At 72.9% G+C, this 14,197-nt stretch carries 16 protein-coding genes; 6 read left to right on the top strand and 10 right to left on the bottom strand.

Annotation, left to right across the window (positions count from 1 at the left end):
- The 5 genes from ACYVKX_RS20735 to ACYVKX_RS20715 form a co-directional block, all read right to left on the bottom strand.
- Positions 1–556: hypothetical protein (locus tag ACYVKX_RS20735; RefSeq protein WP_460835587.1), on the bottom strand; the 556-nt coding region annotated here is incomplete at its 3' end.
- Positions 557–747: 191 nt separating this feature from the next.
- Positions 748–2,958, bottom strand: coding sequence for an IPT/TIG domain-containing protein (locus ACYVKX_RS20730; RefSeq protein ID WP_460835586.1), 2,211 nt, complete (start codon positions 2,956–2,958; stop codon positions 748–750).
- Between the two features lie 149 nt (positions 2,959–3,107).
- Positions 3,108–3,467, bottom strand: coding sequence for a DsrE family protein (locus tag ACYVKX_RS20725; RefSeq protein WP_460835585.1), 360 nt, complete (start codon positions 3,465–3,467; stop codon positions 3,108–3,110).
- Positions 3,468–3,493: 26 nt separating this feature from the next.
- On the bottom strand, positions 3,494–4,774 hold the full coding sequence (locus ACYVKX_RS20720) for a type II toxin-antitoxin system HipA family toxin (protein ID WP_460835584.1): 1,281 nt from the start codon (positions 4,772–4,774) through the stop codon (positions 3,494–3,496).
- On the bottom strand, positions 4,767–5,027 hold the full coding sequence (locus ACYVKX_RS20715; RefSeq protein ID WP_460835583.1) for a helix-turn-helix transcriptional regulator: 261 nt from the start codon (positions 5,025–5,027) through the stop codon (positions 4,767–4,769). The genes ACYVKX_RS20720 and ACYVKX_RS20715 overlap by 8 nt, the downstream gene beginning before the upstream one ends.
- A gap of 108 nt (positions 5,028–5,135) precedes the next feature.
- On the opposite strand from ACYVKX_RS20715, the gene ACYVKX_RS20710 reads away from it, so the two are divergent.
- From ACYVKX_RS20710 to ygfZ, 3 genes are read left to right on the top strand one after another with little or no spacing between them, the layout of a single operon-like run.
- Positions 5,136–5,630, top strand: a complete 495-nt coding sequence (locus ACYVKX_RS20710; protein WP_460835582.1) for a heme-binding beta-barrel domain-containing protein — start codon at positions 5,136–5,138, stop codon at positions 5,628–5,630.
- 19 nt (positions 5,631–5,649) lie between these two features.
- On the top strand, positions 5,650–6,069 hold the full coding sequence (locus ACYVKX_RS20705; protein ID WP_460835581.1) for a Fur family transcriptional regulator: 420 nt from the start codon (positions 5,650–5,652) through the stop codon (positions 6,067–6,069).
- Complete coding sequence (gene ygfZ / locus ACYVKX_RS20700; protein ID WP_460835580.1) at positions 6,062–6,991, top strand: CAF17-like 4Fe-4S cluster assembly/insertion protein YgfZ; 930 nt, start codon at positions 6,062–6,064, stop codon at positions 6,989–6,991. Before ACYVKX_RS20705 ends, ygfZ begins: the two co-directional genes overlap by 8 nt.
- Positions 6,992–7,005: 14 nt before the next feature.
- Here the strand turns inward: ygfZ and ACYVKX_RS20695 are convergent, their stop codons facing one another.
- The 3 genes from ACYVKX_RS20695 to dtd all read right to left on the bottom strand — a co-directional run bounded on the left by ACYVKX_RS20695 (position 7,006) and on the right by dtd (position 9,601).
- Positions 7,006–8,280: an ATP-binding protein gene (locus ACYVKX_RS20695; RefSeq protein ID WP_460835579.1), complete on the bottom strand. Its 1,275-nt coding sequence runs from the start codon at positions 8,278–8,280 to the stop codon at positions 7,006–7,008.
- A 73-nt stretch (positions 8,281–8,353) separates the two neighbouring features.
- Positions 8,354–9,151, bottom strand: coding sequence for a mycothiol synthase (gene mshD / locus ACYVKX_RS20690; RefSeq protein ID WP_460835578.1), 798 nt, complete (start codon positions 9,149–9,151; stop codon positions 8,354–8,356).
- 24 nt (positions 9,152–9,175) lie between these two features.
- Entirely contained in the window at positions 9,176–9,601 is a 426-nt protein-coding gene (gene dtd, locus ACYVKX_RS20685; RefSeq protein WP_460835577.1) for a D-aminoacyl-tRNA deacylase, read from the bottom strand.
- An 18-nt stretch (positions 9,602–9,619) separates the two neighbouring features.
- On the opposite strand from dtd, the gene ACYVKX_RS20680 reads away from it, so the two are divergent.
- Entirely contained in the window at positions 9,620–10,456 is an 837-nt protein-coding gene (locus ACYVKX_RS20680) for a beta-keto acid cleavage family enzyme (protein WP_460835576.1), read from the top strand.
- A 43-nt stretch (positions 10,457–10,499) separates the two neighbouring features.
- Here the strand turns inward: ACYVKX_RS20680 and ACYVKX_RS20675 are convergent, their stop codons facing one another.
- Positions 10,500–11,435 (bottom strand): hypothetical protein, encoded by a 936-nt coding sequence (locus ACYVKX_RS20675; RefSeq protein WP_460835575.1) that lies wholly within the window; start codon positions 11,433–11,435, stop codon positions 10,500–10,502.
- Between the two features lie 69 nt (positions 11,436–11,504).
- Positions 11,505–12,221, bottom strand: a complete 717-nt coding sequence (locus tag ACYVKX_RS20670) for a response regulator transcription factor (RefSeq protein WP_460835574.1) — start codon at positions 12,219–12,221, stop codon at positions 11,505–11,507.
- Between the two features lie 88 nt (positions 12,222–12,309).
- On the opposite strand from ACYVKX_RS20670, the gene ACYVKX_RS20665 reads away from it, so the two are divergent.
- On the top strand, positions 12,310–12,582 hold the full coding sequence (locus ACYVKX_RS20665) for a MoaD/ThiS family protein (protein WP_460835573.1): 273 nt from the start codon (positions 12,310–12,312) through the stop codon (positions 12,580–12,582).
- A 125-nt stretch (positions 12,583–12,707) separates the two neighbouring features.
- On the top strand, positions 12,708–14,192 hold the full coding sequence (locus ACYVKX_RS20660) for a sensor histidine kinase (protein ID WP_460835572.1): 1,485 nt from the start codon (positions 12,708–12,710) through the stop codon (positions 14,190–14,192).
- The last annotated feature ends 5 nt before the right edge of the window (positions 14,193–14,197 follow it).

The raw sequence follows: 14,197 nt of genomic DNA, 5'->3' as shown, positions 1-14,197 counted from the left end.
CCTCCGCGCGCGCGGCCGCGGCCGCCTCCGCGCGCGCCGCCGCCTCCCGGGCCGCCTCCTCCGCGGCGGTGCGGTCCACCGCCTGCTGGGCGGCGGCCTGCTCGGCGGCCAGCCGGAGCGCGGTCGCGACCTTGGCCGCCTCGACCAGCTTCTTGGCCCCCTCCTCGGCCTCGGCCCGGGCCTGGACGGCCGTGGTCGCGGCCTCCTCCAGGCGGGCTCGCTCCGCCGCGTGGGCGGCGCCCTCCTCCTCGGCGGCCCGGCGGGCGGCGTACGCCTCCGCCGCCTCGGCGGCGTGCTCCGCGGCCTTCTCGTCGGCCTCCGTCCGCGCCCGCGCCGCGACCTGGGCGGCCTCCTCGGCGACGAGCCGTTCGGCGGCCTGCTCGGCCGCGGCCTGCTCGGCGCGGCGGCGCAGCTCGGCGGCGCGCTCGATTGCCGCCTGGAGGTCGGCGGGGGTACGGACGGCCGGCGGCACGCTGGTGGCCGGCTCCGGCGTCTCCGCGGGCTGGTCCTGTTTGCGCTGCCACCACCGGTTCGGGCTGGCGTCGTTGGAGTCCATCAGCAGGGAGCCTAGGGGTTGGTGGGTCTGGTCTGCTGTGGAAACTGGCGTCCTGAGTGGGTCGGACGCCGGTTGGCGTGGTCAGCGTAGGGTGCCGACCGAGGTAGAGGCGACGTCCTCTACCGACGCCTACCGGCGTCGCCAACGCGCCGACGCAGCGCTGACGGACGCGCGATGTGCGTCATGCTCCGCTACTTCGCCACCGTGGCGCCCGTCCGAGGTGCCGGTCCGCGGGTGACGCGCACGGCGGCTCCCTGGCCGACGGTGACGAGGTACCCCTCGGAGTCGCCTTGACCGGTTCGGTCGATGACGACGCGACCGTCGATCCGCACGATCAGGCGCCAACTCAGATCAGTTGCTCCGCAATCCGACCACACCTGGACGTAGGCGGTGTATGTGCCGCTGGGCGCGGCAGCCTGTGGCCAGTACACGTTCTCGATGGGACTCGGAAGTTGCTCACTGCACCCGGCGTTGGCGTCGTTGTCGAGGAAGCCGCCGGATGTCGTGGGTCCGGGCTCGCCGTAGTAGATGTGCTCGCCCAGCGGGTCGAGAACGTGGAGGTCGAGGTCGGCCGGGCTGTTCCACAGGAGCGTGACCTGGATGTCGCCGGAGCCCACGGTCATCGGGTTCACGAACAACTGGACCGTCTCCGTCGTCGAGCGACCGTCTCCATCCGTGAACGTCACGTCGAAGAACCAGTTTCGTATGCTCGCCATCGGTCTGCCCGTGACCTGCCCGGAGCCCGGCTCGAGCTCAAGGCCCGTCGGCAGTGTCCCGCGGGAGATCGACCATCGACCTTCCCGGTTGTCGAGAGTTGTGAGGCGGGCCTCGTAGTTCGTGCCGTTGGTGGCGGCCGGGAGTCGGAGGCTGGTGATCGCGGGATCCGTCGACGGTGCGCTCGGGCCGACCTGGCCGAGGCACTTCGCCCACGATGCCAGCGGGAACGACCGATCATAGGTCGACGAGGTCCATCGCGCGATCCAAACGTCCAGGAAGCCTCCGATGCTGAGGTCGAAGCTGAGCACGAGGTCGACGCACGTGCTCGGCGGTGGCGATTGAGCACTGAGCTTCGCCGTGGCGGCAAGCTGTGCCGTGATTTCGACACCGATCCGATCGAGGGCCCCGATCTGGACGGAGACGCCCGCGCTGGCCCGCGCCACCACGCTCAAGTCACCGCCCTGGACCGTGGTGCCGAGGTCGCGGCGGACATTGAGGAACTGTGGGTTGTTGTTGTAGGCCGAGAGGCCGACCATCATGCGCGTGCGCTGCGTCAGCTGAAGGGTGCCTTCGCCGGAGACCGAGAACGAGGCGGCCGGACCGAGTGAGATGGTCGCACCCGTCGTACCGATCGGAAAGACGCGACGCTGAGCGTTCTGCCACTCCGGACGCAGCTCGCAGGAGATCTCGCTGGATGCGGTGATCTTTCCCGTGAGGACCAGATCGGCGCGGACCCAGGCATCGACAGCGGGCTCGACTCCGATGCCCGGAGTCTGAAGGAAGAAGCTCGTCTGCGTGTTCTCCAGTCGGAGGCCGAGCTCGCCACTGAACGAAACTGATCGGCTGTTCTGGTCGGTGCACTGGAACGCGCTGGGTCCGAGCTTCGGGAACGGCAGCGTCCCCAAGCCGGCCCGCTGCACGGGTTCTCGGCCGGCTCCGTCCTCGGACATCTCGAGGGGTCCGGAGTAGTTGATGGACACACTGTCCATGACCCTGGAGAGCGGCGCCGGCTCGATTGTCAGGGCGACCCCTCCGTCGGCTTGGGTCGATACCTCGGACACGGTGCCAGCGAGCCCCGAGGGAAACACTCTCCCGCCAGGCTGGAGGAAGAATCCAGAGCCGACCTCGGGTACCTCGGCTGCCGGACCGAGGCCGACGAGCCAGGGATCAGTGGCACCGGCCGTGGACCCGTCATCGCCGAGGGTGCCTCCGGCAACCCATTCGACCTCGTCGGCGAGCACGGTGTCGGCGGCCGGTTCGTACTGCGAGGTGTCGATGGGCCGGGGGGTCGTGTAGGTGAAGCGGGAGGCCTTGCTCGGCTTGCTCGTGCCGCGCTTGGTGACGACCCGGACGTCCACCGGACCAGCGAAGCCTGCTGGCGTCACCGCCCTCACCTTGCGCGGGGATATGACCCTGACATCGGTCGCACGCCGCCCGCCGACCGTCACGGCCTTGACGGCGGTGAGGTTCCTCCCCCGGATGGAGAGGGTGGTCCCGCCCGAGATGTTGCCGCGTGCCGGTGTGATTGCGGAGACCTTGGGCTTGGGCTTGGGCTTGGGGTGCGTGCCAGCTGCCGCCGGGCCTGACACGATGGCGATGCTGCCGAGCACAACGCTGATCACGAGGACGACCACCGCGAGGCGCCTTCTCGACGACTGCGACTCCATGCGTCGGTGGTCGTGCATGTCCAGGACTCCTTCGCCGGTCCCCGTGGTGATGCTGTGTCGTCGGCCTCTCCGCGGTCGACGCGCGGGACACTAACAACGTTTGGCGGGGCAGCGGAGGCAAACGGACATACAAGGTCCGCTGCCTAGACCAGAGTGCCGGGTCGAACTCAGTACACCAGCGCCTGCACGTCCGGCGCGAGCACCTCCTCCGCGAACGCCGCGGCACCCGCGATGCGTACGCCGGGCAGCACGTCGGCCTCGGTGATCCCCCGCCGCGCGGCGCACTGGGTGCACACGGTGACCCGCCCGGCCGCGAGCACCGACCCGACCAGCCCGGCCGGCGGCGCGGCGTGCTCGAGCTCGAACGTCTCGCGCCCCGCGACGCCCAGCCAGGCGCCCTCCCCGGTCAGCCACAGGCTGACCCCGGCGCCGGCCGTCACCGCCGTCGCGGCGACGGTCAGTCCCTGGTTGGAGCGCTCGGGGTCGTCGGCCCCGCAGGTCACCTTCACGACGAGTGGGCGAGGCATCCCACCAGCGTAGATCCCGGACAGGCTCAGGCGGTCGCCGGCCTCCAGGATCGGCTCGCCCACAGGTCGGCGAGCCGGTCGAGCACGGCTCCCGTGCCCGTGGGGAGCTCGGTCGCGTGCACGGCCTCCCACGTCGCGCCCAGCACCTCGTCGACGACGGCCCGCGCCCGCGTGGCCGCCATGCCCCACGAGGCGCCCTCCTCGGCGAGATCCTCCGCGGACACCCAGTCGATGCCGGTCCGCCCGTTGAGGACGTGCCCGATGCTCTTGAACCGCGCGTCGAGGTAGCGGACGGGGGCGACGTCGTAGAGCGGCGCGAGCTCGACCTCGCCCCGCCGCCCGAGCATGAGGGAGTAGTTCTTGGAGTGGGCGTCGCCGTTGCCGACGACGACGTTGAACGTCACCGTCGCGAGCAGCCGGCGCCGGAAGGCGTCGGGATCCGGACTCCGCGGAGCCGCTGCCATCGCGAGCCGCCGCAGCCGGGAGCCGCGGGTCTCGTACTCGCGACGGCTCTCGTACTTGGCCTGCGGATCGAGGCCGAGAGCCTGGCAGAAGTCCTCCTGGTGGATCCGGTGGCCCTCGGCCGTGCGGTCGTAGCGGGTGACGACGATGGCGGTGCGATCGGCGAACCGCGCGAGCCGGGCGTCGGCGGCCCGCAGGCCGGCGGCGCGGGCCACGCGCAGCGCCCAGTCCTCGGTCTGGACGAGGTGGGCGACGACCTGGGTGCCGGTGGGCTCGGACTTGATCAGATGCGACGAGGCGGCGCCGTTCTCCGGCCACCCCCAGCTGCCGTCGTCGAGACGGGTGAGGAGGACCTTGTCCTGGACCCCGGCGAGCGAGGCCTGGAGGGCCGAGCCCTCGGGCAGGTGGTAGGTCGGGAGGTCGCCGACGAGGCGGTCGATCTCCTCCGCGGTCAGCGGGCGGACCTCGCCGGCGGCGGGGCGCTGGCCGGTGGGGAGGAACTGGACCGCCCCGGCGCACTCGGCGCCGAGCTGCTCGAGCAGGGCGAGCTTGTCGATGGGGAGGACGCCGAGGGTGGTGGCCACCTGGGTGCGCAGGCTGCCCTCCGGGAGCAGGCCCTCGAGGAACGCCGACACCGGCTGTCGCGTGGGATCGGTGCGGTGGTCCTCGGCGGGCTCTCCCGAGATCGGCAGCGCCAGGGAGAGGACCCGGCTGCCCTGCCCGAAGGCGTCGAAGGCGGCGTCGGTGAACGCCAGCCGGTAGCGGTACGCCGAGGGCTCGGTCAGCGTCGCGAGGTGGGTCCCGTAGAGCCACACGTCGAGCGAGCGGGCACGCCGTCTAGGCATCGGGTATCTCGTCGGCCAGGCGCAGCGTGCTGAACTTCGGCGCGACGGCGAGGGCGTACCCGGACTCGGACAGCGCGCGCATCGCGGTCTCCATCGAGACCGCGTCGCCGGCCTCCAGGCGGGAGATCGTCATCCGGTTGACCCCGAGCCGCGCGGCGAGCTCTGCTTGGGTGAGACCGCGTTCGACCCGGGCGCGGCGGATGACCTGGCCGAGTTCCCGGGCGTCGTACGCCCACCGCACGCTCTGCTTCATAAAACGAGCATATCCCGCGAACTCACAAATGATGTAAATAGATAGCAGCGCGCCGCTCGACCTCGATGCTCGGTATATCGATCTGGGTGGCCGCCCTACAGTGGCCCCATGCCGTTCGAGCTGCCCGAGAACCTCCACCACGACTGCGGACCCGTGGCCTGGCTGCTGGGCCGCTGGGGCGGGCGCGGGCACGGCGACTACCCGACGATCGAGAAGTTCGAGTACGGCCAGGAGCTGGTGTTCACCCACGACGGCCGCCCGTTCTTCCACTACTTCGCCCGCTCCTGGATCGTCGACGAGCACGGCGAGAAGGTGCGCGACGCCGCCCAGGAGGCGGGCTTCCTGCGCTGCCGCCCCGGCGGCGAGATGGAGTTGCTGCTCGCGCACTCCTCGGGCGTCTCGGAGATCTGGTACGGCAAGGCCGCCGACGGCAAGATCGAGCTGCACACGGCCGGGGTCAGCTTCACCGACTCGGCCAAGGAGGTCACCGGCGGCAAGCGGCTCTACGGCAACGTCGAGGGCCGGCTGCTCTACGCCTACGACATGGCCGCCGTCGGGCAGGAGCTCCAGCCGCACCTGTGGGCGACGCTGGAGCGCCAGTAGTGCCATGAGCAGTAGTGCCATGAGCCACGACCTCGCCGCCCGGCTGCACAGCCTCGGGTACCGGCTGACACCCCAGCGACAGCTCGTCCTCCAGGCCGTCGAGAGGCTCGGCCACGCGACGCCGGACGAGATCCTCGCCGACGTGCAGGCGCAGTCCAGCGCGGTCAACGTCTCCACGGTCTATCGCACGCTGGAGGTGCTCGAGGAGCTCGGCCTGGTCCGGCACACCCACCTGTCCGACCGCGCGCCGACGTACCACTCGATCACCGACCACGAGCACTTCCACCTGGTCTGCCGGAATTGCCACCGCGTCGTGTCGGTTGACCCTGACGTGGTCGCGCCGCTCGCCGAGCGGCTCCGCGCGGAGGAGGGCTTCGTGATCGACGTCGGCCACCTGGCGATCTTCGGAGTCTGTGTGGAGTGTGAGACGGATGCCTAGTCCGCTGTTGGGTCTGCCCGGCGCGGTCGCGGCCGACGGCGTCGACCGCGACGTGGCGGCCCACTACGGCTCGTTCAACGGCGAGCAGCGCACCCTCGAGTCGGGTGAGGGCTTCGTCGACCTCTCGCACCGCGACGTCGTCCGGGTCTCCGGCCCCGACCGGCTCGCCTGGCTGCACTCGCTGACGACCCAGCACCTCGAGTCGCTCGAGCCGAAGGTGTGGACGGGCGCGCTGATCCTCAGCCCGCAGGGCCACGTCGAGCACGCCTTCTTCGGGTACGACGACGGCGACTCGTTCACGGCCCACACCGAGCCGGGCGCGGCCGCCGCGCTCGTGGACTTCCTCGACCGGATGCGGTTCATGATGCGCGTCGAGGTCGCGGAGGTGACCCCCGAGCTCGCCGTCGCCTGGCGCCCGCCCGCCGGCTACGAGCTCGTCCCGCGCGACCGCCTGCCGGCGTACGCCGAGGCGGCCGGTCCCGCCTGCGGCCTGTGGGCCTTCGAGGCGCTGCGGATCGCGCGCGGCGAGCCGCGACTGGGGCTGGACACCGACCACCGGACGATCCCGAACGAGGCCGGCTGGATCCCCTCCGCGGTCCACCTCGACAAGGGCTGCTACCGCGGCCAGGAGACCGTCGCCCGCGTGCACACGCTCGGCCGCCCCCCGCGCCGGCTGACGCTGCTGCACCTCGACGGCTCCGAGAACCGGCTGCCCACCGTCGGTGCCGAACTGCGCAATTGCGCCAAGACGGTCGGTTTCGTGGGCACCTCCGCCCGCCACCACGAGCTCGGCCCGATCGCGCTGGCGATGGTCAAGCGCAACGTCCCCCTCGACGCGCAGCTCACCGTCGAGGGCATGCCCGCCACCCAGGAGGTCGTCGTCGACCCCGAGGTCGGCCTGCACGTGCGCCCGCTGCGCTGACCCCGGGGGGCCGGTCACGGGCCGAGCAGCGCCGCGGGTACGACGGCGATGCCGTCGGGTCGCCGGTAGGCGTGCCGGCCGGTCGTGACGACGACGGCGTCGCGGAGGTCGGCTCCGAGGCGCTCGCGGAGCCAGAGCAGGTGGCGGACGTCGTTGTCGGCGACCGTGGCCGAGAGTTTGACCTCGACGGCCACGATCCCTCCGTCGGAACCGGTCACCACGAAGTCGACCTCTCGGTCGCCGCGATGGGTGCGCAGATGCCGCACTTCGGCCTCGGCGGCCTGGGCGTAGACGCGCAGGTTGAGTGCGACGAGGCTCTCGAACAGTGCTCCCAGCAATGTCCCGTCCCGCGGGACCGCGGGACCCCGCGCCTTGCCGGCGAGCAGCTGCGCAGAGGACACGTTGAGCAGGCGAGCGGCGAGTGCCGGGTCGGCGAGGTGGTGTTTGTCGGCGGCAGCCAGCTGCTTGAACCGGTTGCTGGTCGGCAGCCAGGCCGGCACCGGATCGAGCAGCCACAGCCGGCTGAGGACGTCGCGGTAGGGGATCGCGGTCGTCTTCGCCGGCTTGTTCCCGACACCGGGCGTGGCGGCATCCCGGATCACCTCGAAGCTCGCGCTGGTCGAGGTCGCCGCCGCGTAGGCGCGCATCCACGCCCGGAGCGTGTCCGGATGCCGCACGCTCAGCCCCTGGTCGGGGAACTCCCGGTCGATGACGCGGTCCAGGTAGCCGTCGAGCTGAGCACGCTGTGCCCGGCCCGGCAGCGCACGGATCGCGGGGAAGCCGCTGGCCAGGATCTCGGCCACGTAGTCGCGCAGCTCGGTGTCGGTCTCGCCGGCGACCTGCGGGGACCCGCCGAGGAGGTCGGCGAGGCCCACGCTCGCCGAGAATCCCCGCTCGGCCAGCGTCATCGGTCGCATCCGGACCGGCAGGATGCGACCGGCTCCGGTGTGAGTGGGCGGCCCGCTCGGCGCTGCCGAACCGGTGAGCAGGAACCGCGCGGGCGAGGGATCGCGGTCCACCTCGCGACGCACGAGGTCCCAGCTCTCGGGGAACAGCTGCCACTCGTCGATGAGGATCGGCGTGGTCCCGCGCGTCAGCCGGCCCGGGTCGGCGCGAGCCACCTCGAGCTCGCCCGGAGAGTCCAGCAGGTACGTGGTCGCGGAGCGGCGCTGAGCTGTCGCTGTCTTCCCGACGCTTCGCGGACCCTCGAGGCTGACCGCGGACAGCCCGGCCGTCAGCTCGTCGAGCTCGGTATCGACCACTCGCGGTGCGTAGGCCGGCGTCGGCATCCTTCAACGCTACCGTTTCGTCGCTGGAAACGCTACCGTTTCGTCGCCGGCAACGCTACCGTTTCGTCGGCCCTCAGCCCCGCCGGTACATCACGTGGGTGTCCGCCGCGTCGTGGCGGAACCCGAGTCTCGAGTAGACCGCGACCGCCGGCGCGTTGTCGGACTCGACGTAGAGCAGCACCTCGGCGACGCCGTGGTCGCGCAGGTGGTGCAGGCCGGCGAGGGTCAGCAGCCGGCCGAGTCCGCGGCCCTGCGCGCCGGGGTCGATGCCCACCACGTACACCTCCCCGAGGTCGGGGGAGTGCCGCTTGGTCCAGTGGAAGCCGAGCAGCCGGTCGCCGTCTGGGACGACCAGGAGCCCGGCGGGGTCGAACCACGGCTCGGCCATCCGCTCGGCCAGGTTCGCGGCGTCCATCGCGCCCTGCTCGGGGTGGTGCGCGAACGCCGCCGCGTTGACCCGGACCACCTCCTCGGCGTCGGAGGGCAGGTAGCCGCGCACGCGGCTCGCGTCGTACGCCGGCAGGGGATCGGCCGACGACCTCCGCATCACCCACAGCTCGCGGAACCGCTCGAAGCCGTGGTCGCGCGCGAGCGCGGCCGCCGCGGGGTGGTCGCCGTGCGACCAGGCCCGCACCTCGCCGTACGCCGGGAGCGCGGTCGTCAGCAGGGAGCGCCCGACGCCGCGCCCCCGCCTCTCCGGCGCCACGACGAGCGACAGCTCACCGCCGACCAGCAGCGCGAACCCGCCGTCCCGCACCCAGGAGCGCACCCGGTCCGGGTGGTGTCGCAGCGCCAGCAGCGTGGCCTCGTCGAGCGGGGCGGCGCCGTCGGCGGCCTCCGCGGCGGCGGCGATGGCCTCGATCTCCTCCACGGACGTCACGCTACTTCTCCAGGATCACTTCTCCAGGATCATCGTGATCGGCCCGTCGTTGACCGACGCCACGCGCATGTCCGCGCCGAAGACCCCGCGCTCCACGCGCGCTCCGAGCCGGCCCAGCTCGGCGCAGACCGCGTCGTACGCCGGTTCGCTGACCGGCCCCGGAGCGGCGGCCTGCCAGGTCGGCCGCCGGCCCTTGCGGGCGTCGCCGTAGAGCGTGAACTGGCTGACCACCAGCACCGGCGCGCCGACGTCCGAGGCCGACCGTTCGTCGCGCAGCAGCCGCAGGTCCCAGACCTTGCGCGCCATCCAGGCGATCTCGGCCGGGCCGTCGCCGTGGGTGACGCCGAGGTAGACGAGCAGCCCGGGCTCGTCGATCGCGCCGACCACCTCCCCGTCGACCGTCACCGACGCCGACAGGACCCGCTGCACCACCGCTCGCACGTCTGACAGCATGACGCCATGCCCGACCTGCCTGCCGACCGGATCCTGATCACCGTCGCCCCGACCGGCGCCGAGACGGCCAAGGCCGACGCGCCGGCGCTGCCCACGACGCCCGAGGAGATCGCCGCCACCGCGCGCGACTGCCAGGAGGCCGGGGCCGGGATGATCCACCTCCACGTGCGCGACCACGACCACCGGCCGACGCTCGACCTCGGCCTGCTGCGGGAGTGGGTGGCGGCGGTGCGCGAGTCGAGCGACCTGGTGGTCCAGCTCTCCACCGGCGGCTCGGTGCACGACCCGCTCGCGGACCGGCTGAGGGTGCTCGACGCCGAGCCCGACTCGTGCAGCCTGACCATGGGCACCACGAACTTCGGCGACGACGTCTTCTCCAACCCGTGGCCGTTCGTGTGCGAGCTCTACCAGCTCTCGCAGGAGCGCCGGGTGGTGCCGGAGTTCGAGCTGTTCGACCTCGGCCAGGTGCACGCGCTGCACCGGCTGCTCGACAGCTACGGCCCGCCGTACGGCGGTCAGGTGCACTGCGACTTCGTCATGGGCGTCCCGGGCGGCATGCCGGGCACGGCGCCGGCGCTGGTCGCCGCGGCGGGACTGCTCCCGGACGCCGTGACGAGCTGGTCGGCGACCGGCATCGGCCGCAGCACGCTGCCGGTCATGCTCGCCTCGCTGTCGATGGGCGGGCACCTGCGGGTCGGGATGGAGGACGTGCTCACGATCGCGAGGGGTGTCCCGGTCGAGAGCAACGCCCAGCTGGTCGAGCGCGCCGCCGGCGCCGCGCGGGTCGCGCAGCGGCAGCCGATGTCGCCCGCCGAGGCGCGGTCGCTGCTCGGCCTGGCCTGATCGTGGAGTCGCAGGCGCACCGGATGCGCGTGCGACTCCACGATCAGGCTCGATCGGCGACGGGGCAGTCCGGACCGCACGGGCGCGGGGTGCCGGCCCATCCCCGCCGCTGCAGGATGCGGGCCAGCCGCTCGGCGGTCCGGCACGGCGTGCCGAACACCTGATGCCAGCGCAGTCGTACGACGCTGCGCCCCTCGGCCTGGTCGTCGAGGTCGCGGTCCGCGTCGCGACCGCCACCCGCGAACGAGTCGTGGCCGAGCCGGCCGTCGAGCTCGACGGTCAGCCCGGCGGCGTACTCCACGTCGCGGTACTCCCGTCCGCGCCGGCCCCGCCGGGCCACCTGGCGCAGCCCCCGGGGCAGCCCGTGCGGGCGCTCGACCAGGCTGAGGAAGCCGTGCTCGAGCACCGAGCAGGCCCCGGCCTCGATGTCGTCGAGGAGGCGCCCGACCCAGGCGCGGCGCCGGAGCCGGGGCCGGTCGGCGAGCGCGCCGCGCAGCCGCGACGCGGTCGTCCGCCGGCTCCCGACGGCGTCGGCGAGTGCGCGGACGACGTCCAGGTCGGACTCCGCCGCGTCGACGAGGTCGAGCACCGCGACCTCGTAGCGCAGCCGGGGCGGGGTCGCGTTCCACTGCACGAGTCGCGCGAGGTCCCGCCGCCGATGGATGCGTACGCCGGACGGCGCGGTGACCCGTCGGCGGGCGTCGATCGCCACCTGGACGGGGGCATCCGGCGCGGTCTCGGCCAGGGCGGACGGCCCGCAGAGGGCGGCGGGCTCGGCGAGCAGCACGGCCGCCCAGGCCCGCTGCCGCGGGCTCGGCGGGCCGGTGTGGTCGACGTACACCCGGGGGCCGAGGAGTGCGAGCTCGCGGCGCCGGACCATCCGCTCGACGTCGTGCCGCCGCGCGCCGAGGCGGCGCAGCTGCGCGTAGGAGACGACGCCGTCCTGGGCCGCCAGCAGCGCGGCGATCTCCTCGTCCATGCGCGGACACCTGCCCGCCCGGACCGGGCGCCCACCGCGCCGCGGTCGCGCCTGTGGACAGAGGTGGAGTCAGACGCGCGCGTCGTCGGCGACCGGCGCCTGCTCCTTGGCCGGGAGCACGAACCGGTAGCCGACGTTGCGGACGGTGCCGATGAGGGTCTCGTTCTCGGGGCCGAGCTTGGCGCGCAGCCGGCGCACGTGCACGTCGACGGTGCGGGTGCCGCCGAAGTAGTCGTAGCCCCACACCTCCTGCAGCAGCTGCTGGCGAGAGAACACCCGGCCCGGGTGCTGGGCGAGGAACTTGAGGAGCTCGAACTCCTTGAACGTCAGGTCCAGCACCCGCCCGCCGACCTTGGCGGTGTACGTCGCGTCGTCGACGACCACCTCGCCGGAGCGGATCACGTGCGCCTCGGGGTCGTCGGCCTCGCGCCGCGCGGCGAGCCGGCCGATCGCCAGCTTGATCCGCGCCTCGAGCTCGGCCGGGCCGCAGGTGTGCAGCACCACGTCGTCCATGCCCCAGTCGTGCTGGACGACCGCGAGGCCGCCCTCGGTGCACACGAGCAGGACGGGGACGTCGGTGCCGGTGGTGCGGATCAGCCGGCACAGGTCGCGCGCGTGGGCGAGGTCCTGGCGGCCGTCGACCAGCAGGAGGTCGGAGTCGGGCGCCTCGAGCAGCGCGCTGCCCTCGGCGGGGAGGATCTTGACCTGGTGGCCCAGCAGCGCCAGGCCGGGCAGCACCTCGGCCGAGGGCTGCAGCGCGCTGGTGAGAAGCAGGAGCGTGCTCATGGTGTGGTCTCCTCCCGTCGGCCGGGGCGGGGACCGAAACGCGACGCTGGGCTTCGGCCGGTGTGTGTGGTCGGGAAGAATACCGAACATGGCCGCCGCTCCGATCGAAGTCCACTACTGGGCCTCCGCACGCTCCGCGGCCGGGGTGGCGGCGGACGCGCTCGAGGTCGACGGCCCGATCACCCTTGCCGAGGTGGTACGCCGGGCGCTGGAGCTGCACCCGGGCACCCGGCTCGCCGAGGTGCTGCAGGTCTGCTCGACGCTCGTGGGCGACCGGCCGGTCACCGCCGAGGACCCCGGTGCGGTCCTGGTGGAGCCTGGCCAGTCGGTCGAGTTCCTGCCGCCGTTCGCCGGTGGGTAGCGGCCCAGCATCACCGATTTGCGCGATCCGCGTAGGCGTTTCGGCCGGCATCCGCCCCGAAACGGCGCAATTGCTGCGACCCTGTGTGGGGCCGATCCTGTGCATGGGGGGAGAGGAGGGCATCGGTGGTCAACCGGTTCTCGGACGGCGAGCAGCTGTGGCGGCTGACGCTCGAACACTCCCCGGTGGGCATGACGCTGGTCGCTCCGAACGGCCGGCTGCTCGCGGTGAACCGGGCGCTGTGCGAGATGCTCGGCTACACCGCCGCCGACCTCCGCGGGCGGACCTTCCAGGAGATCACCCACCCCGACGACCTCGAGGGCGACCTGGCCCTCGTCGAGGAGACACTGGCCGGCCGGCGTACCTCCTTCCGGATGCGCAAGCGGTACCTCCACGCCGACGGCCATGCCGTGTGGGGCGACCTGTCCGTGGCGCTGCTGCGCGACTCCGCCGGGCGGCCGATCCACTTCATCTCCCAGATCCTCGACGTCACCCCGCAGTGGGAGAGCGAGCAGCGCCTCGCCGCCGCCAACCAGCTCATCGAGCGACAGCGCCGGATGGCCGAGGCGGTCTTCGACTCCGTCGACGTCGGGCTGATCCTGCTCGACCGGGACGGGCGCTACGAGTCGATGAACCGCCGGCACCGGGACTTCATGGCGCTCGCCTTCCCCGACGGCCACGACGGCCTGGCCGGGCAACTCGGCGACGTGTACGCCGAGGACGGGCTCACCCTCCTCGCGCAGGAGGAGATGCCGACCCATCGCGCGGTCCGGGGCGAGCAGTTCGACGACTGCCGCATCTGGGTCGGCGCCGACCCGATCGTGCGGCGGGCGCTCTCGGTCTCGGCCCGCAGCGTGCGCGACCCGGCGGGCGAGCTGACCGGGGCGGCGCTGGCGTACACCGACGTCACCGACTACATGCGGGCGCTCGCGGTCAAGGACGAGTTCGTCGCGTCGGTCTCCCACGAGCTGCGCACCCCGCTCACGGCCGTGCTCGGCTACCTCGAGCTGCTCGCCGACCGCCCCGACCTGCCGGCCGAGGTCCTCGAGCAGGTCGCGGTCGCCCAGCGGAACGCCGTCCGGCTGCGCGCCCTCGTCTCCGACCTGCTCCAGGTGGCGCAGGCCGGCGAGGGCGGCCTGCAGGTGGCTCGGACGCCGACCGACCTCGGTGCGCTGCTGCGCGACGCGGTCGAGGCCGCCCTGCCCGTCGCGCAGGCCGGCGAGGTCGGCGTCGCCGTCCGAGCCGAGGACCGGTTGGTCGCCATGGTCGACGAGCAGCGGCTGCGCCAGGTGGTCGACAACCTGCTCTCGAACGCGCTGAAGTACACCGACGCCGGGGGCTCGGTCTCGGTCGAGGCGCGGCGCGCGGGCGGCACCGTCGAGATCGAGGTCGCCGACACCGGCATCGGCATCGCGCCCGAGGACCTGGACCGGCTGTTCGGCCGGTTCGTGCGCGGCCGCACCGCGCAGGAGCGGATGGTGCCCGGCGCCGGCCTCGGCCTCAACATCGTGCGCGCGATCGTGCAGGCGCACGGCGGCGAGGTCCGGGTCGCCAGCGAGGTCGGTGCGGGCAGCCGGTTCACGGTCGCGCTGCCGTTCGTCGGGCCCTGACCGGT

It is taken from the genome of Nocardioides hungaricus (genome assembly GCF_054782915.1).
Note: the sequence above shows the minus strand (reverse complement) of the source record. Positions and strands in the feature narration are given on the sequence as shown.